This window comes from Mycolicibacterium doricum, from assembly GCF_010728155.1.
Taxonomy (GTDB): Bacteria; Actinomycetota; Actinomycetes; order Mycobacteriales; family Mycobacteriaceae; genus Mycobacterium; species Mycobacterium doricum.
Genome location: NZ_AP022605.1, coordinates 2994143 through 3018868, shown reverse-complemented (window position 1 = coordinate 3018868; position 24726 = coordinate 2994143). Strand labels below are relative to the sequence as shown.

General features: G+C 65.3%; 27 protein-coding genes, 1 tRNA gene and 2 pseudogenes. 18 read left to right on the top strand and 12 right to left on the bottom strand.

What is annotated here, in order from left to right; translation table 11 throughout:
* The first annotated feature begins 111 nt into the window (after window positions 1-111).
* From G6N07_RS14705 to G6N07_RS14685, 5 genes are all read left to right on the top strand, one after another.
* Window positions 112-870, top strand: a complete 759-nt coding sequence (locus G6N07_RS14705; RefSeq protein WP_085188151.1) for a lytic transglycosylase domain-containing protein — start codon at window positions 112-114, stop codon at window positions 868-870.
* A gap of 93 nt (window positions 871-963) precedes the next feature.
* On the top strand, window positions 964-2253 hold the full coding sequence (gene eno, locus G6N07_RS14700; RefSeq protein WP_085188172.1) for a phosphopyruvate hydratase: 1290 nt from the start codon (window positions 964-966) through the stop codon (window positions 2251-2253).
* A 3-nt stretch (window positions 2254-2256) separates the two neighbouring features.
* Window positions 2257-2922, top strand: coding sequence for an FtsB family cell division protein (locus G6N07_RS14695; protein ID WP_163784216.1), 666 nt, complete (start codon window positions 2257-2259; stop codon window positions 2920-2922).
* Complete coding sequence (locus G6N07_RS14690; protein ID WP_085190002.1) at window positions 2915-3412, top strand: DUF501 domain-containing protein; 498 nt, start codon at window positions 2915-2917, stop codon at window positions 3410-3412. Before G6N07_RS14695 ends, G6N07_RS14690 begins: the two co-directional genes overlap by 8 nt.
* On the top strand, window positions 3409-4350 hold the full coding sequence (locus G6N07_RS14685) for a Ppx/GppA phosphatase family protein (RefSeq protein ID WP_085190008.1): 942 nt from the start codon (window positions 3409-3411) through the stop codon (window positions 4348-4350). The genes G6N07_RS14690 and G6N07_RS14685 overlap by 4 nt, the downstream gene beginning before the upstream one ends.
* A gap of 143 nt (window positions 4351-4493) precedes the next feature.
* Here the strand turns inward: G6N07_RS14685 and G6N07_RS14680 are convergent, their stop codons facing one another.
* From G6N07_RS14680 to G6N07_RS14660, 5 genes are all read right to left on the bottom strand, one after another.
* Window positions 4494-5198: a ZIP family metal transporter gene (locus G6N07_RS14680; RefSeq protein ID WP_085190000.1), complete on the bottom strand. Its 705-nt coding sequence runs from the start codon at window positions 5196-5198 to the stop codon at window positions 4494-4496.
* 3 nt (window positions 5199-5201) lie between these two features.
* Complete coding sequence (locus G6N07_RS14675) at window positions 5202-5669, bottom strand: DUF4383 domain-containing protein (RefSeq protein ID WP_085189998.1); 468 nt, start codon at window positions 5667-5669, stop codon at window positions 5202-5204.
* 89 nt (window positions 5670-5758) lie between these two features.
* Window positions 5759-6253 (bottom strand): DUF4383 domain-containing protein, encoded by a 495-nt coding sequence (locus tag G6N07_RS14670; protein ID WP_197913026.1) that lies wholly within the window; start codon window positions 6251-6253, stop codon window positions 5759-5761.
* A 103-nt stretch (window positions 6254-6356) separates the two neighbouring features.
* Entirely contained in the window at window positions 6357-6581 is a 225-nt protein-coding gene (locus G6N07_RS20470; protein ID WP_235849680.1) for a hypothetical protein, read from the bottom strand.
* A 50-nt stretch (window positions 6582-6631) separates the two neighbouring features.
* On the bottom strand, window positions 6632-7894 hold the full coding sequence (locus tag G6N07_RS14660) for an ATP-binding protein (RefSeq protein ID WP_085189994.1): 1263 nt from the start codon (window positions 7892-7894) through the stop codon (window positions 6632-6634).
* Between the two features lie 84 nt (window positions 7895-7978).
* Between G6N07_RS14660 and G6N07_RS14655 the strand changes: the two genes are divergently transcribed.
* Both G6N07_RS14655 and G6N07_RS19740 read left to right on the top strand, forming a co-directional pair.
* Window positions 7979-8476, top strand: coding sequence for a replication initiator (locus tag G6N07_RS14655; RefSeq protein ID WP_372507522.1), 498 nt, complete (start codon window positions 7979-7981; stop codon window positions 8474-8476).
* Window positions 8469-8630, top strand: coding sequence for a hypothetical protein (locus G6N07_RS19740; RefSeq protein ID WP_165756756.1), 162 nt, complete (start codon window positions 8469-8471; stop codon window positions 8628-8630). Before G6N07_RS14655 ends, G6N07_RS19740 begins: the two co-directional genes overlap by 8 nt.
* 304 nt (window positions 8631-8934) lie before the next feature.
* Here G6N07_RS19740 and G6N07_RS14650 read toward each other — a convergent pair whose 3' ends face one another.
* A complete protein-coding gene (locus G6N07_RS14650; RefSeq protein WP_085189992.1) occupies window positions 8935-9627 on the bottom strand; it encodes a hypothetical protein in 693 nt (230 codons plus the stop codon).
* The gene (locus G6N07_RS14645; RefSeq protein ID WP_235849679.1) at window positions 9624-9938 is read right to left on the bottom strand and encodes a hypothetical protein; all 315 of its coding nucleotides are present in this window, start codon (window positions 9936-9938) and stop codon (window positions 9624-9626) included. The genes G6N07_RS14650 and G6N07_RS14645 overlap by 4 nt, the downstream gene beginning before the upstream one ends.
* Before the next feature lie 270 nt (window positions 9939-10208).
* Here G6N07_RS14645 and G6N07_RS14640 point away from each other — a divergent pair, with 270 nt between their 5' ends.
* The 4 genes from G6N07_RS14640 (at window position 10209) to G6N07_RS14625 (ending at window position 13515) form a co-directional block, all read left to right on the top strand.
* Window positions 10209-10484: a hypothetical protein gene (locus G6N07_RS14640; protein ID WP_133055528.1), complete on the top strand. Its 276-nt coding sequence runs from the start codon at window positions 10209-10211 to the stop codon at window positions 10482-10484.
* Between the two features lie 448 nt (window positions 10485-10932).
* The gene (locus tag G6N07_RS19845; RefSeq protein ID WP_179959925.1) at window positions 10933-11760 is read left to right on the top strand and encodes a hypothetical protein; all 828 of its coding nucleotides are present in this window, start codon (window positions 10933-10935) and stop codon (window positions 11758-11760) included.
* A 20-nt stretch (window positions 11761-11780) separates the two neighbouring features.
* Entirely contained in the window at window positions 11781-12179 is a 399-nt protein-coding gene (locus tag G6N07_RS14630) for a hypothetical protein (protein ID WP_179959993.1), read from the top strand.
* Window positions 12180-12726: 547 nt separating this feature from the next.
* Complete coding sequence (locus G6N07_RS14625; protein WP_085189986.1) at window positions 12727-13515, top strand: Abi family protein; 789 nt, start codon at window positions 12727-12729, stop codon at window positions 13513-13515.
* A gap of 189 nt (window positions 13516-13704) precedes the next feature.
* Here G6N07_RS14625 and G6N07_RS20805 read toward each other — a convergent pair.
* From G6N07_RS20805 to G6N07_RS14600, 5 genes and pseudogenes are all read right to left on the bottom strand, one after another.
* A pseudogene (locus G6N07_RS20805) lies at window positions 13705-14665 on the bottom strand (recombinase family protein); the annotation flags it as partial.
* Between the two features lie 60 nt (window positions 14666-14725).
* Window positions 14726-15466, bottom strand: a pseudogene (locus G6N07_RS20800) (DUF222 domain-containing protein); the annotation flags it as partial.
* A gap of 298 nt (window positions 15467-15764) precedes the next feature.
* Entirely contained in the window at window positions 15765-17642 is a 1878-nt protein-coding gene (locus tag G6N07_RS14610) for a propionyl-CoA synthetase (protein ID WP_085192241.1), read from the bottom strand.
* A 192-nt stretch (window positions 17643-17834) separates the two neighbouring features.
* Window positions 17835-18320 carry a hypothetical protein gene (locus G6N07_RS14605; RefSeq protein ID WP_085192240.1) on the bottom strand — a complete coding sequence of 162 codons (486 nt, stop codon included), beginning with the start codon at window positions 18318-18320 and terminating at the stop codon, window positions 17835-17837.
* 2 nt (window positions 18321-18322) lie between these two features.
* Window positions 18323-19327: a hypothetical protein gene (locus G6N07_RS14600; RefSeq protein ID WP_197913025.1), complete on the bottom strand. Its 1005-nt coding sequence runs from the start codon at window positions 19325-19327 to the stop codon at window positions 18323-18325.
* 368 nt (window positions 19328-19695) lie between these two features.
* Between G6N07_RS14600 and G6N07_RS14595 the strand changes: the two genes are divergently transcribed.
* From G6N07_RS14595 to G6N07_RS20455, 7 genes are all read left to right on the top strand, one after another.
* Window positions 19696-19769, top strand: a tRNA-Leu gene (locus G6N07_RS14595).
* A gap of 881 nt (window positions 19770-20650) precedes the next feature.
* Window positions 20651-20854: a hypothetical protein gene (locus G6N07_RS21060; protein WP_372507523.1), complete on the top strand. Its 204-nt coding sequence runs from the start codon at window positions 20651-20653 to the stop codon at window positions 20852-20854.
* Window positions 20815-21120: a reverse transcriptase domain-containing protein gene (locus G6N07_RS21055; protein WP_372507524.1), complete on the top strand. Its 306-nt coding sequence runs from the start codon at window positions 20815-20817 to the stop codon at window positions 21118-21120. The genes G6N07_RS21060 and G6N07_RS21055 overlap by 40 nt, the downstream gene beginning before the upstream one ends.
* The gene (locus tag G6N07_RS14585; RefSeq protein ID WP_085192242.1) at window positions 21117-21803 is read left to right on the top strand and encodes a recombinase family protein; all 687 of its coding nucleotides are present in this window, start codon (window positions 21117-21119) and stop codon (window positions 21801-21803) included. Before G6N07_RS21055 ends, G6N07_RS14585 begins: the two co-directional genes overlap by 4 nt.
* Window positions 21800-22291 (top strand): hypothetical protein, encoded by a 492-nt coding sequence (locus tag G6N07_RS14580; protein WP_085192239.1) that lies wholly within the window; start codon window positions 21800-21802, stop codon window positions 22289-22291. Before G6N07_RS14585 ends, G6N07_RS14580 begins: the two co-directional genes overlap by 4 nt.
* Before the next feature lie 643 nt (window positions 22292-22934).
* Window positions 22935-23588: a reverse transcriptase domain-containing protein gene (locus G6N07_RS20460; protein ID WP_170301070.1), complete on the top strand. Its 654-nt coding sequence runs from the start codon at window positions 22935-22937 to the stop codon at window positions 23586-23588.
* A 155-nt stretch (window positions 23589-23743) separates the two neighbouring features.
* Window positions 23744-24319 carry a group II intron maturase-specific domain-containing protein gene (locus G6N07_RS20455; RefSeq protein WP_165756773.1) on the top strand — a complete coding sequence of 192 codons (576 nt, stop codon included), beginning with the start codon at window positions 23744-23746 and terminating at the stop codon, window positions 24317-24319.
* Window positions 24320-24726: the final 407 nt, after the last annotated feature.

Below are 24726 nucleotides of genomic sequence, written 5' to 3'. Positions count from 1 at the left end.
GGGAGCCGGCCTGTCGACGCGTCGCAGCAACCTCGCCACGGCTTGTGGAAGGGCCGGTTACGTACCGTCGCATGGGAGCATGGAGCGACGACAGTCGGTTGAGGGAGTGCTTTGTCTGACGAGGGGAGCCTGTCGACGCGGACGAAGAGTCGCTTGGTGACCGTGGCCGCCGTCGTCGTCGCGACGCTCCTGGTGCTGGCCTCGAGCTGCTCATGGCAGATGGGCATTCCCATCCCTGAGGGCGTTCCGCCGCCGCCGGGAGATCCCGTGCCCGCGGTCGACACGTACGCCGACGGCCGGGCTGCCGATGCGCTGCACGAGTGGGCCGCGGAGCGGGCGCCGAAGCTGGGCATCCCGGTGACCGCGCTGGAGGCTTACGCCTACGCCGCCCGGGTCGCCGAAGTGGAGAATCCGGACTGCCACCTGACCTGGACCACCCTGGCGGGGATCGGCATGGTCGAAAGCCACCACGGCAACTACCGCGGCGCGATGGTCGCCGCCAACGGTGAGGTCACCCCGCCGATCCGCGGTATGCGGCTGGACGGTTCGAGCGGCAACCTCGAGATCGGCGACACCGACTCCGGGCTGCTCGACGGCGACGACGAACTCGACCGGGCGATGGGGCCGATGCAGTTCATCCCCGAGACCTGGCGGCTGTACGGCGTGGACGCCAACGGCGACGGCAAGGCCCACCCGGACAACATCGACGATGCGGCCCTGTCCGCGGCCGGCTACCTCTGCTACACCGGCAAGGATCTCGCCACTCCACGCGGCTGGATGAACGGGCTACGCGCCTACAACTACTCCGAGCAGTACGCCCGCACGGTGCGCGACTGGGCCACCGCGTACGCCGAGGGCCGCCGACTGTAGGCGGCCAACTCCTGTGGCGCCGCCGACGGCCACAGCATCTAGGCTGATGGGCGCATGCCCGAGCCCACGCAGATCACTCTCAAGGAGACGCCAGTGCCCATCATCGAGCAGGTCGGAGCCCGCGAGATCCTCGACTCCCGCGGCAACCCGACGGTCGAGGTCGAGTTGGCGCTGACCGACGGCACCTTCGCGCGCGCCGCGGTGCCCTCGGGCGCGTCCACAGGTGAACACGAGGCCGTCGAACTGCGCGACGGTGGTGCCCGTTACCTCGGCAAGGGCGTCGACAAGGCCGTGCAGGCCGTCCTCGACGAGATCGCACCCGCGGTGATCGGGATGAGCGCCGACGATCAGCGGATCATCGACCAGGCCCTGCTCGACCTCGACGGGACCCCGGACAAGTCCCGGCTGGGCGCCAACGCGATCCTCGGGGTCTCGCTGGCCGTGTCCAAGGCCGCGGCCGAATCGGCCGGTCTTCCGCTGTTCCGCTACCTCGGTGGCCCGAACGCGCACATCCTGCCGGTGCCGATGATGAACATCCTCAACGGCGGTGCGCACGCGGACACCGGCGTCGACGTGCAGGAGTTCATGGTGGCCCCGATCGGCGCCCCGTCGTTCAAGGAGGCGCTGCGTTGGGGTGCCGAGGTGTACCACTCGCTCAAGTCGGTGCTCAAGAAGCAGGGGTTGGCCACCGGGCTCGGTGACGAGGGCGGTTTCGCGCCGGACGTGGCAGGTACCAAGGCCGCGCTCGACCTGATTTCCTCGGCGATCGAGGCCGCCGGGTTCAAGCTCGGCACCGATGTGACGCTGGCGCTCGACGTGGCGGCCACGGAGTTCTACACCGAAGCCACCGGGTACAGCTTCGAGAAACAGACCCGCACCGCCGAGCAGATGGCCGAGTTCTACGCCTCGCTGCTGGAGGCCTATCCGCTGGTGTCGATCGAGGATCCGCTGTCCGAGGACGACTGGGACGGCTGGGTGTCGTTGACGACGCGGATCGGCGACCGGGTGCAGTTGGTCGGTGACGACCTGTTCGTCACCAATCCCGAGCGTCTGGAGGAGGGCATCGAACGCGGAGCCGCCAACGCGCTGCTGGTGAAGGTGAACCAGATCGGCACGCTGACCGAGACACTCGACGCCGTCGCGCTGGCCCACAACAGCGGGTACCGCACGATGATGAGCCACCGCAGCGGCGAGACCGAGGACACCACGATCGCCGACCTCGCCGTCGCCGTCGGCAGCGGCCAGATCAAGACCGGCGCGCCTGCGCGCAGCGAGCGCGTCGCCAAGTACAACCAGTTGCTGCGCATCGAGGAGACCCTCGGTGACGCGGCTCGCTACGCAGGCGACCTGGCCTTCCCGCGCTTCGCCCCGGAGACCAAATAGCCCGTGCCGGAATCGAAGCGGCCCGATCCGAAACGTCGGTCCCCGGCCCCCCGGCCGGGTAAGCCCGGCGGTGCGAATCGGGGCCGCCCGAAGGGCACGTCGACTCAGCGCCGGGAACCGCGCGCCATCGAGGCCAAACCGGCGTCCGAACAGCACGACACCGAATCGGTCGGTCATGCGATCGTGCGGCGGGCCGAACGGATCGCCGAGGAGCAGTCCGAGCAGCGTTTCGGTTCGGCCGCGCGCCGGGCCGCGATCCTGGCAGCCGTGGTGTGTGTGCTGACCCTGACGATCGCCGGGCCGGTGCGCACCTACTTCGCGCAACGCACGGAGATGCAGCAGCTCAAGGCCACCGAGGAGCAGTTGCGTGAGCAGATCGCCGAACTCGAGGAGCAGAAGGTGAAGTTGGCCGATCCGGTGTTCATCGCGGCGCAGGCGCGTGAGCGGCTCGGTTTCGTGATGCCGGGAGACATCCCGTTCCAGGTGCAGCTGCCGCCCGGGGCGGTGGCGCCCGGCAGCCGACCGGCAGACGAACAGCCGAACGGCCCGTCCGGGCAACCCTGGTACACCGCCCTGTGGCAGACGATCGCCGACGACCCGCACGGTGCACCCGCCCCACCCCCCGCTCCCGGGCCTGCGCCCCCACCACCCCTGCCGCCCGGTGGTTGAGCGAAGCGACCTGGACGCCGTCGCACGGCAGTTGGGCCGCGAACCGCGCGGTGTCCTGGAGATCGCCTACCGCTGCCCCAACGGAGAGCCCGGTGTCGTCAAGACTGCGCCGCGGCTGCCCGACGGCACCCCGTTCCCGACGCTGTACTACCTCACCCATCCGGTGCTGACCGCGGCGGCGAGCCGCCTGGAATCCGAGGGCCTGATGCGGGAGATGACCGAAAAGCTCTCGCAGGACCCCACTCTGGCCGACGCGTACCGGCGGGCGCACGAGTCGTTCCTGGCCGAACGCGACGCGATCGAACCGCTGGGGACCACCTTCTCCGGTGGCGGAATGCCCGACCGGGTGAAGTGTCTGCACGTGGTGATCGCACACTCGCTGGCGAAGGGGCCGGGGGTGAACCCGTTCGGTGACGAGGCGCTGGCGATCCTGGCCGCGGAACCGGGTATGGAGGGGATCCTGGAGCGGGACAGGTGGGGGCGCGCGTGAGGAACAGAGTTGCGGCAGTCGATTGCGGGACGAACTCGATCAGGCTGCTGATCGCCGACGCGGCCGACGGCCGGCTGACCGACGTACACCGCGAGATGCGCATCGTGCGGTTGGGTCAAGGGGTTGACGCCACAGGCGAATTCGCGCCGGACGCACTGGCCCGCACGCGGGCTGCGCTGGCCGCGTACGCGGAACTGATGCGTGCGCACCAGGTGGCGAAGGTACGCATGGTCGCGACGTCGGCGGCCCGTGATGTCGCCAACCGCGACGCGTTCTTCCAGATGACCGCCGACGTGCTGGGTGAGGTGGCCGACGGGGCGGCTGCGGAGGTCATCACCGGCATCGAGGAGGCCGAGTTGTCGTTCCGCGGCGCGGTGGGTGACCTGGATCCGGCCGACGCGCCGTTCGTGGTCGTCGATCTCGGCGGCGGGTCGACAGAGGTGGTGGTGGGCCGGGAAGCCGTGGATGCCAGCTTCTCGGCCGACATCGGCTGCGTGCGGTTGACCGAGCGGTGTCTGCACTCCGATCCGCCGACCGCCGGGGAGGTGGCGGCCGCTCGCCAGGTGATTCGGGGTGCACTCGACGAGGCGCTGCGGCACGTGCCGGTGGCGGGTGCGCGCACCTGGGTAGGGGTGGCCGGGACCATGACGACGCTGGCGGCGCTGGCGCATCAGATGACGACATACGACTCAGACGCGATCCACTTGTCGCGGGTCGGATTCGGTTCGCTGCTGGCGGTATGCGACGAACTCATCGCGATGACGCGTCAGCAGCGGGCGGCGCTGGGCCCGATGCACGAGGGGCGGGTCGACGTGATCGGTGGCGGCGCGATCATCGTCGAAGAATTGGCACGTGAACTCGGCGAGCGGGCCGGTATCGACGAACTGGTCGTCAGCGAGCACGACATCCTCGACGGCATCGCTCTGTCGATCGGTTAGCGCACGGCGACGATCGGTAGCGCGGCACCCGCGGTGGCCGGAAGCCGTTGGCGCGCCGACGCCGGCCACGCATGCACGGCGCCGAGGTGCTACGCCAGGCGTCATTGACGGAACGGCGGCCCACCGACCCGCGGCGGTTCGGTTCACGAGGCGAGGGACAGTCCGGCGGCCAACGCGAAGCCGAGGACAGCGGCGAGCCCGGCCTGTTCGCGGGCCTTCTCGGTGGCTTCCGGGATCATCGAGCCGACGAGCATGACCAGCAGCGCACCGGCCGCGAAACCGTCGATGCCGCCTTGCAACGGTGCGCCTGCTATCTCCTGCAACTGGTAGCCACCCACGGTGGCGGCGGCGCAGAGCAGGGCGACCGCCGTCCAGCCGAGGACGACGCCCCTGGTGCGGTGACCGGCGGCGCGCAGATCGCTGGCCGATCCGATGGCCTCGGGAAGGTTCGAGACGAAGATCGCCGTGAGCAGCGCAGGGCTGACCGACCCACCGCCGGCAATCCCGATCCCGAGCACCGCTTGTTCGGGGATGCCGTCCAGCAGGGCACCCAGTAGTAGGGGTATGCCCGCTGCCTCTTTGCCCCCGCTGCCGAGGCGGTCGACGAGATGATCGGCGACGAAGAACGTCACCGCCCCGACCGCCAGGCCGAGGGACACTGCAAGGGCGCCGCCAACGCGGAAACCCTCCTCCGCCAACTCGAAGGAGATGCTGGCGACCAGCGCACCGGCGCCGAAGCCGAGAACCAGTCCGACCAGGCGCCGGTTCCAGTCGCGTGCGACACCCGCCAGGGCACCGATGATCAACGACGAGGCGGCGACGAGCCCCCACAGCAGCGCGCTGAGCACCGGCTAGGCCCGGGGCTTGGCGCGTGAAGGAGATCGCGGCTTCGTCGGGTCGTGTTGTGCGGCAAGGGTCAGAGCCAGCACCAGCATCACGACGCCCAGCGCGAAGTGCAGCCAGTTGTCGGCGCGGTTTAGGGGGAACACGTCCGCGATACCGCTGCGTCCGGAGAGGGCGCGGTAGATCCATACGCCGAGCAACGCGATGCCGCCGGCGAGCAGGTACGCCCGCGACGCCGCATAGGTACGCGCGCAGAACAAGCCGGCAACGCCGAGCAAGAGATGGAGCACGTTGTGGAGCCCCGAGACGGCGAAGACACCGAACAGCAGCGCGTCGGACTGATGCCCGGCCCACCGGAGACTCTCGTAATCGGTGGTCACGCCGGGGAGGAAGCCGAGGGCGCCGAGGAGGAGGTACCCGGTACCGACGATGAGTGCCGCACCCTGGACGGCCATCAACGTGGGCCTCTTCACCATCGCTTACCTCTTGTCGACCTGACCAAACCGACAACGCAACACCCGGGCGGGTGCCTGATCAGTCGGAACCGCCCGAGTATCGCCTCGAATCAGCGGGTGCTCGGCGGCGCCGTGCCACCCGTCGCGAGGGCATTATTGCCACGACTGAGCGCGACGCCGAGGCCGATCATGCCGATGGCCAGCACGAGGTGCAGCCAGTTGTCGGCGTTGTTGACCGGGATGAAATTCGCGCTACTGTCGGGATCGATCAGCAGACCGTAGATGAACAGCAAGAGGTAGATGACGCCGCCGCCGATGAGATAGACGCGCGCCCCGTTCCAGCTGCGTGCCATCAGGACTCCCGCCACGCCGAAAGCCAAGTGCACGATGTTGTGCAGGATCGACACGTTGAAGATGCCGAGTAGAGCGGCCTCGGATTCGTGCCCGGCGAATGTCATCGTGTCGTAGTCGGTCGTGATGCCTGGGATGAATCCCAGGATCCCGATGAGGAGAAAGACGGCGCCAACCGCGGCGGCCGCTTTCTGCAGCGTGGTCGTGTAACTCCCCATTACTCCGCCGGCCCTCGCCGAATTGCTGTATGCCATGGTCACTCCTTTTCCTGGGTGGACGTCGGCACAGGTACCCGAGTACAGCCGGTGCAAACCCACACTTATACGCCAGCACACGCGGTCTGCAGGTCATGGCCCTTTATTCAGGTTCGTCGTCGTCGTCGTCGTCGCCGTCGCCGTCGCCGTCGCCGTCGCCGTCGCCGTCGCCGTCGCCGTCGCCGTTGTCGCCGCCATTGCTGAGGTAGCGGTGGGGGTGGAAGTGGTGGTTGAGGCGGGGTTGGCCGGTGTCGTGGTGTTTTGGTGGGTTCCAGTGGGTGCGGCCGTTGCCGGGGCGGTGGGTGGTCCAGCCGGTTTTGTCGATCATGAGGTTGGCGGGTTGACAGGCCAGGGTGAGGTTGTTTGCAAGTCGGGAAGCTACCCCCTGGCGGACCAGAGGGCGTCGATGGGGACGGCTGCGAGCCGGTCGCCGAATGGCTGGGCTTGTGGACCGGTGTGGAGGATGAGGCCGCCGGCGAAGCGTGTCCCGACTCTGTCGCGGAGTCGGGTGATCCAGCGGGTGTCTTTGCTTCGGAGGGTTGCCGCCGACTTGATCTCGATCGCGGCGATGAGGCCGTCGGCGGTTTCCAGTATCAGGTCTACCTCGGCGCCGTCTCGATCGCGATAGTGGAAGAGTCGAGGGGTCTGTTGTGACCATCCGAGTTGTCGCCGGAGTTCCGAGATCACGAAAGTTTCGATGATGGCCCCTGCTGCGTCCGGGTTGGCATTCGGCCCGGCTCCAGTAGGTGAGACGTTGACGAGGCGAGCGGCCAGTCCGGAATCGAGGAGGAGGACTTTCGGTCGATCGACGACCCGCTTGGAAAGGTTGGTCGACCATGCGGGTATGCGATCGATGAGATACAGGGTCTCGAGGAGATCGAGGTAGGGCGGCAGGGTGCGCACGGGGATCTCCGCGTCAGCGGCCAGGGAACTCAGGTTGAGCTCGGATGCGCTGCGTGCGGCCAGGAGTCGGATGAGCCGCGGCAGGTCGGCGATGCGTTGGAGATTGGAGACGTCCAATGCATCGCGTTTGACGATGCGGTCGACGTAGTTATCCAGCCATGCATTTCGGCGTCTGGTTGACGTTCGGTTGACAGCCTCGGGGTAGCTGCCGGTACAGGCGCGGGTGAGATAGTCATGACGGGTCAGGTCGCTTTCGTGACCAAGGAAGAGATCGCCGGCAAACAGCCGGTCGATGAAGGCATCAGTAACTCCGGCGAGTTCGCCTTGGCTAAATCCGAAGAGTTCGAGGCTCTCAGCCCGGCCGGCGAGGCTGTCCTCGGTCGCTGGGAGCTGCAAGAGATTGGCGGATCCGGTGAGCAGATACTGGCCTGGCCTCTGGTCGGCGTCAACGGTGGCCTTGAGCGCAAGGACCAGTTCTGGGGCCCGTTGCACTTCGTCGATCGTGAGTAGTTCGTCGGGGAACTGGCGAACGAAACTGTGGGGATCTGTGGCCGCTGCCGTTCGGGTCACGTCATCGTCGAGGGTGACTAAACGCCCGCCGCGGTGGCGTGTGATCTCGGCCGCCAGCGTGGACTTGCCAACCTGTCGCGCGCCCTGAACGACAACGATCCGCGTGTCGGCCAGCGCCTCTTCAACCCTCGGACGCAGGTTTCGAGCGACACGGTGCGGCACATTCACTGCGACAATATATCCAAGAGCTCGCCGATCCGCGATGGCTGCATCGCCGATTCGCGTTATCTACTTCGCCGATCCGCGGGATATGTGGTCGCCGATTCGCGGGATGTAGCCGGAGCCGGTGCCCTCGCAGCGGCCCTCTCGACCGAAGCCATCGGCGACCTGGAGGTGTCCGCGCATGTGCGCGCCATCCTGGGCACCATCAGCGATCTCGCCGACCAAGGAGTTAGCGGCATCAGGCGCTGGCTACACACCCTCGGTTTCCGCGGCCACATCACCAGCAAATCCCGGCGCTACTCCACCACCATGACCGCACTGCGCGAACGACGCGCCACCTGGACCCACGAACAACACGCAAAAAACGCTGCACAACAGACTGATTCAACATTGGGCGACGACTCCACTAGCTCTTTTGATGCTGACGATCTGGTGGCGTGGGAGTTTGACCGCGCCGGCCACCCCAGCGTCGGCGACCGCACGTTGATCATCAGTGCATCACTGCGTCGCATCCAGCAGCGTCATACCGCGCGCGAGGCACTGCAACCACAGCGCCGTGACGCTCCTGTCGGGGTGCCCGATGGCTAGCATCCATAAGGGCAACGCGGAGCGGAGGATCGAGAAGTCCTATAGTCGTGAAGAATTCACCGCCTGGCTGGTCGAATCCTGTGAGCGCCAACAACTCGCCGTCACCATCACCAATCCCGCCATTCTCCCCGATATCGCCACCCTGCTGCGCTGAGCACGGCAACCGACAGATCTGAGCGAGTGCCAGCACGAAGGAGCCCCAACAGCTATGTTGTTTCTCGCCTGGTCATATCAGCGCAGTCCTGTTGGCTGGCAGTTGGTGTCAAGGCCAGCGCCGCGTGCGGTCAACCACCGGGTTGAGCCTTGACATCGACCGTCAGCCAACACGCTCGACCGCGACCAGGCAGCAGCACGAACCACGATTCAATGCCGGTTCACTCGCGACGTGAAGTGGCCGTCATCCGCATCGCCAGCGCAACGAGCGATAGGGTGCCGCCCGGATACCCCGCTACGAGTGGTCACGGGGTCAGTTCGCCGAGTCCCTCGTCGATGTCTGGGGTGACGTGACGCTCAGTGAACAGCGCATCGAACGCCGACTGGTCGTCATCATCCCAGTCGCGGTAGGCCGCGCGCCGAAAACCCCGCAGGGCGCCATCCGCCGGCCAGGGTAGACGGCTCTCCGACTCGCGTCGATCGCAGACTTTCCGCCAGATTCTGGCGTACACATCGACGGCCTGATCGCGTAACCTGTTGCGCCACAACCACACACTCACCGCGGCGGCCTGATCAGTGGGGCGCAGGTGAGGCTCTTGATTGTGTGACCACCAGGCCAGCATCCGCGTATGGCGCTCATCGGCTTGGGCGTCGGTGAGCATCTCCATGGTCGCGGCATCCATCCTCGACCGCCTCGGTGGACCGGTGCCCCGTTCATCCAGGGCGATCCAGTCGTCCTCCCGATCGGCCGACCAGTCCACAAACCGTGACCACAACCACACCTTGGACATCCCGGCATACGGTTGCAGCGGCCAATCCAGTAGCGGATTGATTCGCCAGCTGTGTGCCGTCACTGGTGACAGTGGCTCCCACGCCGCTCGCACCTGCTCATCGGTCACCGGCTCGGACACCGACCCAGTGGTGTGCGGGCGGGTGCGCTCATGTACCCAGGTGCGCAGCTGATCGCACCACCCGGTCATCGCCACCCCTTCGCTCATTGCTCGTCGGTGTCGGTGACGCGGTCGGCCCCCGCGGCGTGTAGCAGGACGTCACGTGCGGGATAGAGACGGTCCAATGCTGCGGTGAGGTCGAGGGCGGCATCGGCAAGCAACGCCCGCCCGGCCGGATGACCGTGCGCAGCCAGTACTTGGGCCGCGGCTCGCAGATCCTCGGCGTAGCCGAGCAACTGCACCGTGTAGCGGGCGGTGGCCATCGCCGTGGCACCGTCTGGCGTGTGCAGGTGGCTGTTCATCAACCCGAGCCAGTCGTTGACGGTGCGGCGATCACCCGAATACAAGGCATTGAGCACCCAGTTTTGCCACCGTGACGGGCGGGAAGCAGGAACACGAAGCGGAAAAGGTGGAGTAACCATGCCCCGACCATAAGAGGGCGGTACGACACCCGGTTTATACCCGGACCGCAGCTCACGCTCACGGAGGCGATTGCGCGTCGAAATTGCTCACCGACCTGCTGCGATGGGGATGACGTGCGGCGGTAGCAAACCCGGTGCTGCTGACGAACAGGGGTGTGGTCAGGTGATACTGTGCCGGATAGCTATCTGTGGTCGAGGGGGATTGTGGTGCCAGATCGGCTGGCCGTCGATGCGGCAGGACTCAGCGCGGCTGCAACCGCCAGCGTGGACATCGCCCAAGGACTGGCGGCCAACCCCAGCGGCAGCGCAGCGGGTAGCCAACCAAGTCACGCGGGTGTGGCCGCGCTGGACGGGTCACTGGCCGCGGCACGGACGCGCCAAGCCCGACGGGTACAGGGTCAGGGCAGCGATCTGCGGGCCGCGGGCGCGGTGTACACCCGCACCGACGAATCCGCTGCCGAGGACGTGACGAGGACGATATGAGCGCGGTGAAGGCACCGGCAGCTGCGGTACCGACGCGCTCGCAGATCGAAACCTGGGACATCACCCACCTTGAGGACGCCGCAGAACGGTGGCGAACCTCAGCCGGCGAGTCCGACGAACTAATCGACCAGCACCGACAGAATATTGCTGCGCCGGGCGGCACCGGCTGGGAAGGTACGGCTAAAGACGCAGCACTCGACCGTGTTACGCGGGACAGCAGCGTCGTACGCGCGGCCAGCGACACCGTGCGCGCTGCTGCCGATTTGGCGTCAGCCGGTGCGGGTGATCTTCGGGCGGCCCAGCGCGACGCACTGGAGGCGATCCGCGAAGCGGAAGCCGACGGGTTCAGGGTCAGCGACGACTTGGGCGTGACCGATACCCGACGAATCGATATCTCCACCATGGCAGCGCGATACACCGCCACTGCCGAACACGCCGAGAATATCCGGTGGAACGCCGAACAGCTTCTGCCACCGACACCCTCATCGGCCGGCGGATCACCGCCAAAGCCACCGAACTCGACACCGTCACCTTCGACGGGGAGAACAGCGGCCAGGACGCAACAATCCAGCCCGTCGACAACGAAATCGGCGGTGACCGCGACGCCCGCCACCCCGACGGGCGCGAACGCGATCCCGACGGCGAATACGGGCGGCGGGTCCGCGACGACGATTTGTTCCGGCGACCCGAAGGCGGCGATAGCGGCGGCAGCGACTGGCTCGACAGCGACTGGGCCGGACGCGCCATCCTCGACCGCTACCTCGTCGGCGGAGGCCGTGACTGGACCATCCAAGACAACCCCGAATGGTCGCAATACATGATGAACCACAACGGCCTGGCCCGAGAACTCGACGGCCACGTGCACAGCCAAGCTCAACAATCACTCACTGAATACCTGGCGGGTGGTGGCGCTGACCGCGACTACTCTGATCAGTTCGCTGCGACAACGCAGAACGGTGAATCCATCACCGGATACCAGTACCTCAACGGCACCAACGCCGACGCGGGCGGCTTCAAAATTGACGGGACAACCCACGTGGAACCGTTATCCGATGGCGCCTACAAGGTGACAGTGAACGGCGGCTATCAATGGAACGACATCATCGACGCCAATGCCCAGTACGCGACGGATACGTTCAAAGACAAGGTCGCTGAGATCATCACCCTTGGGCAGGCGCAGCCCTACCAAATTCACATCGGCTGGCACAGCCAAACCGAGTTTATCCTCGACCAGAGCGGAGCTTTGGTGAGCGCGAAAGGCTACCCGTACCAATGACATTCCGAATCGTCACCACCGTGACGCTCGTGCTCGCGGTGGCCGCGGCCGTTGTCGGCTGCGGCCTGTTCGGTCGCGACAACGAGATCGACAAGCGTGCCGTGCGCCCCGGAGAACCGAAAACCTCGCCGTCGGGGCTTTACACCGCCTATGCCGAGGACGGTGAGCCGCAGAACACGGTGAAGACATTGGTCGATGTCATCCGCGACCAAGACGGCAACGAGGTCTACCGCGACGATGCCGCCTACAGCACCCGCCACGGCGTGCTGTTCACCTGGCTAACCACCGAACCCCATCAACTGTGGATCCTGTCCAGCGACGTGGGAACCTTCTACGTCTCGCCAGACGACCACGGCACCTGGAACAAACAGCATGCCACCGAGGTCCCCCAGGAAATCAAAGAGCTGCGCGGCTACTGATCCCCTCAACGTTGATGCCCACCGAGCATCCCGATGTTCCTATCGAATTCTGCGGGGTCAGGTAGCTGCGGCGGTCGTCAGTCGGCGTCGGGCCGCTGCCAGTCCTGCCCTTTGCCTTCTTTGCCGTTGGCCAAGCAGAGCGCCGAGCGGGGAGTAAACCTCACTGATCGATCCCCAAGCCATGCTGACGTCATCAGGCGTGTCGACGCCATCAGGGTGGCAAAGGCCGGCTGACCTCGCAGACCCGCCAGCTGCCGACGCGATTCGCAGGCCAGAAGCAGCTGTGACCGCGAATACTGAGCATCGCGGCGCCCCGGGCTTTTCGTTGTCGCGTATATCGTGTAGATTCCAGGTAACAGACCCCGCCAGGGCTAGAGCGCAAGCTTCCCCAACCAGGCGGGGCTTTTTCGTTGGCTAGTATGCCCGGAATGGTGAAACCTGCGCTGCCGATCGATAGGCAGATCGAGCTGCTGGCCCAACGAGGCCTGCCCATTCCGCTTCCGTCCCATGACGACTATGAGCAGCGCAAGGCGAGTATCACGCGGCGGTGCGCCTCTTGATCGACAACAACTACTACCGGCTCTCGGGATACTGGCGATACTTCCAGGTCCGGCCAGGCCACGGCGACAACCGGTTCACCGCTGCGGGCACCGTGGCTCAGATCAGGTCGACCTACACCTTCGACCACGAACTGCGCTGCATCCTGATGGAAGGACTGTCAATCCTGGAAGTGACGTTCCGTTCACGATTGGCCTACTACGTGGCGATGCACATGCCCGTTGACAGCTATCTGGACCCCGCGTCCTACATCGACAAGCGAGACCGCTACGGCAATGTGCTTCGGGACTTCCTGATCACCGACATCGGAGGCGAACTCACTCGCTCCAAAGAGAAATTCGTGGCTCATCACACCGCCAAGAACGAGACGCCACCGATATGGGCAGCGGTGGAGGTGCTCACCTTCGGAACACTATCGAAGATGTATGGGCTGCTCGATCAGCACACCGTCCGAACCGCCGTGTGTAAGACCTTCGGGTTTCCCCACGCCGGGTTCACCGCATCACTGATGAGATCGCTGGTCGTACTGCGCAACATCTGCGCTCACCACTCCCGCGTATGGCACCGCGTACCGGAAATCCCGCCGCCAGTGCTCAACAACTTCAAACGTGCCGAGCCGCAGCTCTATCAGACAGCGTCACCATGGGCGTGGCTGGTGATGCTCGCCGAACTCGTCGACAGCATCCGCAAGGACAAGGTGTACTCGTCGAAGCTGTGGGCACACATCAACTCTCGGCCCGATCTGCGCGACGGCTACCAATACCCACGACACACCTGAACGGTCGCCAAGTCGTTTCAATCTGTTGAATGAGTATGGGGCACAAGTCAAACCGCGTGAGAGCCCTGACCTTACCAAGCGTTTCCGACAATGCCGATCCATGGCTCGGCGGGTACAACCCGATGACATGGCGATCAAACCGGCAGGGGCTCTGATCGGAGAAGCGAAAGGCATCCAACGCTGTCTAGACTAGATGCGCCACGCTGGCTGGACCCGGTTGATATCCAACTTGCGGGAGCCGGGGGTGCCGGGCGCGATCACGGCGTGATCAAGCACCGATTTCACGACCGCTTGCTGGCGGTCGATGTCGAGGTCATTCCATTGGCCGCGCAGCACGTTACCGGTGCCCGCCAAATCCACCACTGCACTGGTGTCAGTGGCCTTGGCGATGTCGCGGCGCGCTGCAGCGCTGCGGTCGTTGATGGGGTCGCGGCAGCGATCCATTCCCGCGCTGATACCGCACCCTCGGCATACAGTCCGGCCAACTCATCCAACCGGGTTGTGTCAGCGTCGAGCTGGGCCGCCAATGCGGCGACATCAGCATCGACCCTGGCCCTACCGTTGAGCGCGTCGGCGAGCTGTGGTGAGTCGAGGCGGGTCAGCACCGCGTCGGTGAGCAGTTCCTCGACCGGTAGTGCGACGACGGTGACTCGGCCGCAGCCGCCATGGTCGGGGCCTTTCAAGCAGACGTAGCGGCGAACCCGGTTAGTCGGATTGTTATGGCGGGCTTGGGAAACAATCGGTTCCCGCAGCGCCCGCACCGCAGCATGCCTGAGAGTAGGTAGGTGCGTGGGGCGCGAGTCTTGGTCACCGAGCGGGCAGTCATCCGGGCCAGGATGCGGTCGCGTTCGGCGGGGGTGATGATCGCCGGCCACGCCGCCGCGCCGATCACCTCGCCATGATGCTCGCGGAGCCCGGCGATACGCCCGGAAATCAGGATTTGGCGCACCGCGGTGGTTTGCCACGACTTCGCTACCGCTGGGGCGACACCGGTGTCGTTGAGCCTGATCGTCAGCGACCGGATCGACGCGCCAGCAAGGTAGCGGTCGACCATCTCCCGAATGACTTTCGCTTCGGCGGGGCGGATTGTGATCTTGTCGGGTTCGTAGCCGAACGGTCGTGCCGAGCCGTGCGGCAATCCTTGTTCGTGCCGGGAGGTGGCGGCCATGCGGATCAGGTCGCGGAGGGGCAGGCGGTTGCCGCCGCCGGTGTGGGCCCATCCGGCGGCGCGTTCGAGTTCGCCGAGGGTGGTGCTGGCGACGATGGTGGCGGGCACGCCGGCGACCTGACCGAGCCGGCCTGAGGCCACGGTGTCGCGCAGGACGGTTTTGATGGCGTCGTGGTGGTGTTGGCCGGCGGTGCGGTGGTCGCGGCCGGTGCGGGCGGCATCGTGGGTGTCGTCGTGGGTGTCGTGGTGGGTGTCGTGGTGGGTGTCGTGGTGGGGCAGGTTGGCGCCGGGGGCGGCGTGTTTGGCCAGCACCACATCGAGGAAGGCCCGGAATTCGGGGTCGATCCAGCCGTCGAGGTGGCTCATCCCGTCGGCCTGCTGGCGGCCTACCGTGACGGTGCGGCGGCGTTGTTGGGTGGGGTAGTCGGGTTCGGCGCCGTCCTGGTCGATGTGGGCCAGCAAGGTCTCGGCGACTTTGCGGAAGTCCTCGGGCACCAACGTCTGCGCGTGGGTGACGAGGTCGTGTTCGTAGTCGTCGCGGCGGGCGAACGACACCCATGTCGGCAGTCTTTTCACGAAGTCCTGGATGATCCGCACATGGGCGACGCCGATCACGCCGCGAGACAACGCGTCGGCAGTATGGGGCAGATCGGACTGCAGTCGTTCGCCGGTGAGGGTGTACTTCGGCCCCAATTGGCGGGCGTCGGTGAGGCGGTCACCGGCATCGGCGTCGGTGATTCGGAGCCGCTCGGTGAGCAGCTTCTTGATCGACGTGGCGCCCATCTCATGGGGATCGGCTTGGTCGATGAGGCGGGCGGTCAGGGCGTGGTCGAGCCAGGTCGCGGCGATGCCCGCGTTCACGCATCTGCAAGACGGTCAGCGTCTGGGCGGCGGTCAGCGACTCCACGGATAAGCCGGCGAGCGCCTCGCGAGCTGCCTCGAATCCGGCAAACGCCGCGAGCACCGCTTCTCCATCCATACCTCGAACACTAGTTCGAACCGCCGACAAAACACCGCGAATTGTGACAGCAGAAACCGAAGTGGCCAAAGTTGTTTGGCGATACCGGGATAGAAGCGGTCGCTACCGCTTCTCACGCAGCACCGGCTGAAGATTGTCCAGCACCGCCTCGTCTTCGATCGTCGAGGGAAGCGGCTCGTCGCGCCCCTCGGCGATACCGCGCATCGTCTTGCGCAGGATCTTGCCCGAGCGGGTCTTCGGCAGCGCGGGGACCACGTCGACCTGCCTCAAAGCCGCCACGGCACCGATGTAGTCGCGCACAGTCGCGACGAGCTGCGCTTCGATCCCCTCCGCGTCGGCGCCGGTCTTGAGGACCACGAACCCTCGCGGGACCTGCCCCTTGATCTCGTCGGCCACCCCGATCACCGCGCATTCGGCGACGGAAGGATGTGCGGCGAGCACCGCCTCGATCGCGCCCGTCGACATCCGGTGACCCGCCACGTTGATTACGTCGTCGGTGCGGCCCATCACGAACAAGTAGCCGTCCTCGTCGATGTAGCCTCCGTCGCCGGTCAGGTAGTAACCCGGGAACGCGCGCAGATACGACGCGATGTAACGGTCGTCGTCACCCCACAGCGTCGGCAGCGTGCCGGGCGGCAGCGGCAGCTTCACACAGATCGCGCCTTCTTCGTTCGCAGAGCACTCCGAGCCGTCTGAACGCAGGACCCGGACGTCGTATCCGGGCATCGGCAGCGTCGCCGATCCGGGCTTCACCGGCATTGGTTCGACGCCCATCGGGTCGGCGGCGATCGCCCAGCCGGTCTCGGTCTGCCACCAGTGATCGATCACCGGGATGCCGAGCTTGTCCGACGCCCACTGGTATGTGTCCGGGTCGAGCCGCTCGCCGGCCTGGAAGAGGTATTCGAGTTTCGACAGGTCGTAGCGGCCCAGCTGACGGCCTTGCGGATCGTCCTTCTTGATCGCGCGGATGGCCGTCGGCGCGGTGAACAGCGCCTTCACCCCGTACTCCGCGGCGACCCGCCAGAACGCGCCCGCGTCCGGGGTGCCGACCGGTTTGCCTTCGTAGAGAACGGTTGTGGCGCCCAACAGCAATGGCGCGTACACGATGTACGAGTGCCCGACCACCCAGCCGACATCCGAGGCGGCCCAGTACACGTCGCCAGGCTGGGTGTCGTAGATGTGACGCATGCTCCACAACAGCGCGACGGCATGGCCGCCGTTGTCGCGGACGATGCCCTTGGGCTTGCCGGTGGTGCCCGAGGTGTAGAGGACGTAGAGCGGGTCGGTGGCGGCCACCGGCACAGGGTCGACGGCCTCGGCGCCGGCGATCAGGTCGGTCCAGTCGTGGTCACGTCCGGCGGTGAGCTCGCAGCGGTGACGATCGCGCTGCAGGATGACGCAAGCGGCCGGTTTGTGCTCGGCCATGTCCAGTGCGGCGTCGAGCATCGGTTTGTACTCGACGGTGCGGGTCGGTTCGACACCGCAGGAGGCCGAGACCACCGCGGTGGGCCTGGCGTCGTCGATGCGTGTGGCGAGTTCATGAGCGGCGAATCCCCCGAAGACCACGGAGTGCACCGCGCCCAAGCGGGCGCACGCCAACATCGCGATCAGCGCCTCGGGCACCATCGGGAGGTAGATGACGACGCGGTTGCCCTTCTGGACGCCCAGCCCGCGCAGTGCGCCGGCGAACCGTGCGGTCTGATCGAGCAATTCTCGGTAGGTGTAGGTGCGTTTGGCGCCGGTGACGGGCGAGTCGTAGATCAGCGCGGCCTGATCACCGCGGCCGTCGTCGACGTGGCGGTCCAAGGCGTTCACGCAGGTATTCAGCTCGCCGTCAGGGAACCAGCGGTAGAACGGCGGGTTGGTGTCGTCGAGGACGCGGGTCGGCTCGCGCGTCCAGGTGACTGCCTCGGCGGCCTTCGCCCAGAACTTCTCCGGTTCGTCGATGCTGGCCCTGAAAAGGTCTCGATAACCGCTCATATCGGCACGGTATACCGATCGGCACCGACCCGGTGAGAAGACACAAAAGTGCCCGAAAATGCCACAGAACGGCACATCCGGCCCGCAGACGGACCACGACGCGGTCCATTCTCAGGGGGCGGGGCTGACACGGCGGCTTGGCCTTCCTGCGCCGCAACCCAGACTTTGCCGCAACCCAGACTTTGAAGACGGTCAGGTAGGGGCGAGGGCTTCTGCGTTTGCGGGAAAGCTGGTGGGCACCTTGGCGATCAGCGCCAGCGACTCGACGAAGAAGTAAATGGCTTTGAAGAACTCCAGCAGATCGCCGCGCTCCAACAAAAGCTTTCGATACATCACCGTCCGCAGTGCGTCGTAGCCTTCGTGCAACGCTTTCCAGTCTCGGAAGTCGGCGGCCAGAACGTAGGTAGCGTCCGCCGTCTCGGAACCGTCGACAATGCGGCAATCCGTGACATGACCGTCGCCCCACGCCACCACGAGATAGCGCTCACCACCGCCCAGCTCCGCGGGCAGATCGCGGACGCCGAGCGCCCACGAGGAGCGGTACGTGTAGCGGATCAGGTTGCAGAAATCCCAGTACTCCGGCAGTTTCCCGGCGAGGGTTGCTTCGTCGGGGCCGGCCTCGAGCGCCTTCCCCACGGCCTCGGCCCATGACGGACTGAAGAATATCGGCGACGTCATGGTCAGCCCCCTGCCAGCACCGGCTGGATCTGCACGAGCAGGTCGTCCAACTCCTGGGACAGAGAAATGCCGACGTCGTTCATCTTTCGACGAAGCTGTTGGATCAGCAGGACACGAACTTCGTCTTCGGTCCAACCCAGCGGTTCGTAGTACAACGTCCGGCTGGAAACGCCGCTGATCATCAGGATGGTGTTGAGTGTGTCGTGGATCTCCTTCAACATCGTCGGGTCACGCCGCACCGCGTCCTGGAGGTACCGCATACCGCCTTGCACGTGTCGCGACTCGTCACGGCACGTCGCGGTGAACCCGGTGTAGTACGCGGGAAGGAAACCGCGCCAGCGCGCGTAGGACAGGGTGACCTTCATGACCGACAGCGCAAGCACACCCTCGATCCACAGGAAGTAGGTCGTCCCGTACCGGACGCGAGCACGCTGGTCATAGGGATTTCTGCGCAGTTCGTCCGCCTGATATGCGAGCAATCCGAACGGACCGACGAACGTTTCCTGCACCCACGGGAAGGTACGGTCGAGCACCTCCATGATGTCGGCGCCCCCGATACCCACCACCTCGCGGTAGAACCGGTCGAAGAACACCGTGTGTCGAGCCTCGTCCTCGATCTGGGCGGCGATGTGGAGCTTCTCCTCCTCAGTGGCGCCGATCATGAACACCGGCAGCTCGATCTCCACCTGCCGTTCGCCGTGATGAAATCCCGACGCGATCCCGACGAAGGACTCCCTCTCCTCCTCGGTCATCTTCTCGGTCCAGTCGATGCGGTCCTGGGTGAAGTCCAGTTCGTAGACGTCCCACCGCTGCTTGAGGTATTTGCGGTACAGGGTTTCGAAGTCAGGGAGTTTCCTCAGGCCGTGGTGCACATACTCGATGACGTCGTCGATGTCGACCTGGCGAATTCCCTTCAGGTCTTGCCGTTCGATATCGGCGGTTTCGGCTTCCGACAGACTGCGGGGGCCTTCGTGTAATACAGCGGTCGGCGTCTTTAGTTCGGACATGGCGTTCCTTCCGTTCCGTCCAATCGATCATCCCATCCGGGGGCTGCCGCGGAGGCGAAATTGGGATGTGGCCGAATTCTTGTTGAGCCCATGAGGCCGGCGGCGAAGCTCGCTGGTGACGCTCCTGCTCCCATCTGGAAGCGCGCCTGTCCGAGCTGTTCACTCGATCCGACTCTGCTGCCAGCCAGCCCCTTCTCAAATATTGATGTTCACGGCTACCCCGGTGCCGGAGTTCGTTCGCCGACCGGGGCTGGGCCTCGACGCGTCCAGCGCCGCGGAGTCGACGCCGCAGTGGTCAGCGGACAGCGCCAACCTTCGGCGACGCCCGCTGGCTGCGCGAGGAGATGGAATAGGGTCTGAGCTGCAACGCCCCCATAGCCCAATTGGCAGAGGCAGCGGACTTAAAATCCGCCAAGTGTCGGTTCGAGTCCGACTGGGGGCACCGACGTGTTCCATGAGCTTAGGACCAGTGTGCCCTGATTTTGCCAGGGTGATGGGACTACCGGGGTTGCCAGTTGTAGGACCACCGGCGCGTCGCGTCGGTGGTCTCGCTCGTAAGTTCGGAAAGCGCCGGGATAAACCGGCATGAAGAAGGAGATGTGAGAGCTCTACATCGAAGGAGTAGCGGTCGACGGTGGCCCCGAGCCATGCGTCGGCGTTCCGTGAGGGCGCAGCGAAGCGTTGGACAGGGGTGGGCTATTGAGCCACGAAATGAGAGAGTCCGGGGGTGCCGACGTCGTCGAACTTGGCGGAAGGCAACATCGTCGGCTGCGCTATCGCGAGTCGTCGATGGACCCCGCGCGGTCAGAGAACCTGTGCATGTACGGAATCTTCATGCGTGAGAACCGGGAGATCCCATGTCTTGCCCGCCGTCGTTGATCGAGGGGCGGGCCGCTGGGGGAACGTTGAGGCGGCATGCCGGAGATGCAAGAGCGTGGGAAGTCGGACATGCCCGTAGTACCTGCGAAGTCGCTGAACAAGGCCACGTCCGTGGCGGCGGAGGTGATGGAGGGAAGGGGGCATGACCAAGGGGAACACGGCCAGCGAAACACGCTCTGGACACAGGGCCGGACCAGGCGTGCCAAGTGCGCTGGATCGTGTGCGTCAGGTAGCACGACAGGATAATGACGTGCGGTTCACGGCGCTGCTGCACCATGTCACCGTCGATCGCCTGCGGGCGGCGTTCTGGGCGCTTCGCCGGAAGGCCGCGCCGGGAGTGGACGGGGTGACGTGGGGGTCTATCGGCATGAGTTGGGGGCCAACCTCGACGACTTGCACGCACGGCTGCACAGTGGGCGCTACCACGCGAAACCGTCACGGAGCGTGTACATCCTGAAGGCGGACGGGCGGCAGCGACCGCTCGGTATCGCCTCGCTGGAGGACAAGATCGTCCAGCGGGCCGTCGTCGAGGTATTGAACGCTGTCTACGAGGCGGATTTCAGGGGGTTTCCTACGGGTTCCGGCCAGGACACGGCCCGCATCACGCGTTGGATGCGCTCGCGGTTGGGATCGAACGCAGGAAAGTGAACTGGGTGCTCGGCGCGGATGTCCGCAATTTCTTCAACCAGCTTGATCACAGTTGGCTGGAGAAGTTTCTCGAGCACCGGATCGCGGATCAACGGGTCCTGCGGCTCATCCGGAAATGGTTGAGCGCGGGAGCCGTTGAGGACGGGGAATGGTCGGAGAGCGTGGGTGGTGCACCGCAGGGCGGCTCCGCGTCGCCGTTGCTGGCCAACGTGTACCTCCACTACGTCTTCGACCTATGGGGCGTTTGGTGTACGGTCCGACCATGACCGCACCCGGCAAGCGCACCGGCAGCCGCGCCGTGATGTATCTGCGCGTGTCCACAGACGATCAGGCCACGTCGGTAGAGGCGCAGCGGGCGGCCTGTACCCGTATCGCTGCCCAAAACGGTTACGAAATCGTTGGTGAGTACGTAGACGAGAACGTGAGCGTAACCAAGCGCATCGATCAGCGACCAGCACTCAAACGCGCACTGGCTGACCTGGCCAGCGATAAGGCCGACCGGCTGATTGTCGCCAAGCTCGACCGATTGGCTCGCAACGTGCGCGTGGCTCTCGAAATCGAAGAGGACTTCGCGACACGTCACGGGTGGGGAATCGTGTTAGGTGACATGGATATTGACACGTTTACCGCGGCGGGCAAGCTGCAACTATCCATGTTCGCGTCTGTGGCCCGATTCGAGCGCGACCGCATTAGCGAGCGAACCCGCGAGGCGCTGGCGGTGAAGCGAGCGCAAGGTGTGCGCCTTGGCAGGCCATCGGCGCTACCGGCTGAGATTGTGTCGCGAATCGTGACCGAGCGAGTCGAAGGCGCATCGCTGCGCGGGATCGCTGACGGACTGACCCGTGACGGGATCGCTACCGCCCAAGGTGGCAAGGCATGGTACGCCAGCACGGTAAGCAAGGTATTGGCCCGCCAACAGGCGAAGGCGAAGACGGGGGAGACGGCGTGACCAGTCCGGCAGTAATCAAGACTCAGCACATCGGGGCAGCCGGTGAATTGCTGGTGCAATATCAGTTGCTCAAGTACGGGATCGATAGCGCACGATTGACCACCGATTCGGGGATTGATCTGGTGATGTACGTACCCGGTACCAAGGTGGCTGCGACTATCCAGGTGAAATCCGTACTAGTACCCAAGTCGCAACAGCCTGGCGGTAAGCCGATATTTGGTCTGAATTTCCCTGACACCTGCCAAGCGCAATGGCTCGCTGGTGCTGACCTGTCTCGGGATCACGTGTGGCTGATCCGTACGGACCATGCGCGACAAATGGCACAACAGCACCGGCCCAACGGAATTCGCGCTCTGTACTGGTACATCAACAGCAGCGAGCGCACGGGCGTGGCCTACGCGGAGGCCGACCTAGACCCGTACCGAATGCCGGTCGTCGCCGCACACCTGTTGGCGGGCGAATCGGTGATAGCCGATGGAGATTCGTAGCTATGGCGTATGTGATAGCGCACGACACGAAAGCCAGCGCACGCGGGCCTCAATAGTTCGTGCGACCAGCAGATTGCGGGTGGCCTTGTGTAGGTGGCCTGTGATCGTAAGCTCGTCGTCGCTTGCCGGTGTAAGTCCGGTCCGGGTAGTTGCCAGGAGGCCCGGTAGCAGACTGGCGGCTTGGTTTGGAAACGGATCAGGTGGAAGCCCAGTGTCGAAAGTCCTTGAAAGGGGAAGCGACTGAGCGGTCCGTAGCATGACGCGAAGCCTGCGGCGTCGTTAGAGGTTCCGCCCGGTGAGGGTGGGGAGCAGGGAGTGCCGAGCCCCCGAAATTGGGGTGAAGGCCATGGAAGGCGTTGAAGACCTGGAAGTGCAGACGCTGAAGGACTCCCCGGCGTATGGGGCGCGGAACGTTCAGATAGTGGCGGCGGGAACTGGTGAGGCCCTCCCCGGCCCGGTGATCTGCGGGATGGTGTTGCTCGAGCGTGGCGCTTGATAACCGATGACCTCGGGAAACGAGTGGCCAGCCGGAAGGGTGTCGGAGGCGGCCATAGTACTGGTTGAGCCGAGCGGACAACATAACCGCCGGGGAGGGAAGGGCCGCTGCTTCGTCGATGCGTGTTGCGTGTTGTGGAGGTGCCCGGTGAGTGCCGTTTCGGCTAGTCCCATCGTTTCGGGGTCCGCGCCTGCGGATCCGGTGCGTGCCCTGCAGCATGCGCTTTACCGGGCGGCCAAGGCCGACCCCGGGCGACGGTTTGATGCGTTGCGGGACGAGATCTGCCGCAGAGATGTCCTGTGGCGCGGGTGGGTCGCGGTGCGCTCCAACAATGGCGCTCCGGGCGTCGACGAGACCACGCTGGATCAGATCGAACAGCAGTACGGGATCGTCCGGCTGCTCGACGAGCTGGCCCTCGAATTGCGGAACGGGTCGTATCGGCCGTTGCCGACGCGTCGGGTGGTCATCCCGAAGCCGGGCACGACCGAGCAGCGCCCGTTGTCGATTCCCGCTGTTGGAGACCGGATTGTGCAGGCCGCGTGCAAGATCGTGCTCGAGCCGATCTTCGAGGCCGACTTCATGCCGTGCTGGTTCGGGTTCCGCCCGAAGCGAGCTGCGCACGACGCTCTACAGGTTCTCGTAGACCAGGCCTGGCGAGGTCGCCGGTGGGTGGTTGAGACGGACATCGCGAACTGTTTGTCGGCGATTCCGCACGATAAGTTGATGCAGGCGGTCGAGGAACGCGCGTGTGCGATCAGGCCGTGCTCACACTGCTGCGCGCGATGCGGCGTGCAGGGGTGATGAGCAACGGTGCGCTCCGGCGCGAGGTGACCCGAACCCCACAGGGCGGCGTGGTCACGCCCCTTGATGTGCAACGTGTACCTGCACCGGATTGACCGGTCGTGGGATGTGCGGGCACACGGGGTGCTGGTCCGTTCGCCGACGATGCCGTGGTGATGTGCCGTTCGCGTGAGCAGGCTCAGGCCGCGCTGGCGCAACTGAGGGCACTGTTGGCCGAACTCGGGCTGGAACCGAAGGCGGCCAAGACGAGGATCGTGCACCTGGCCGAGGGAGGTGAGGGTTTTGATTTCCTCGGCTTCCACCATCGGTGGGTGCGTGCGCGCAGGCGCACCGGCGGCAAAGGTGCCACTTTCCTCGCTCGCTGGCCCGCGGGCAAAGCGATGCAGCACGCACGCAACCGGATTCGTGAGCTCACGGGTCGGCGGCGCACGATGCTGCCGGTGAACTACATCGTGGGAGACGTCAATCGCTTCCTACGGGGATGGGCCGGGTACTTCCGGTATGGAAACTCGATTCAGCAGTTCTCCACGATCAGAACCTACGCGATGATGCGGCTGGCGGGATTCATCGCCAAGAAGCATCATCGTCCCCGAGGATACGGATGGTGGGTGATCGCCTTCGCCGCCGACAACCAACTCGGGCTGATTCGCTTTGCTCGGCTTGTCGCCGCACCCAGGCCGTTCCAGGCTTGGCGGGTGGTGCCGAATGCCGTCGGTGAACGGCGTCGGTAAGCCGTGTGCGGGAGAACCGCATGCACGGATTGACCGGCGGGAGCTGGAAACGGCACACAGATCAGGCCAGGGCCACGGAGATGAAGGACACCAGGGGAAACCCCGGCGATCATAGCGGCTCCGAGACCTACCGCCGATCCGCGTCACCGCGCCAGCTCTCGACCCTCCACGGTCCCCCGAGTTCTCCTCAGCCGCCGCCAGGGGAGAACTCGGGCGACCGTGAAACTTTGAGGCTAGCTAACCCCGATCGGGGGGATGAGATTTGTGATCCACATCACGGAACCCTTACGCTGTTCGCGCGGGCTGGAATAGATCAGTTCACAGGGATATCAGTCCACAGGGATGGGGAAAGAAGTATGTGGTTCCGTCTTTCAGTCGACACACTGGCGATCGCTGCCGCCGCGGTG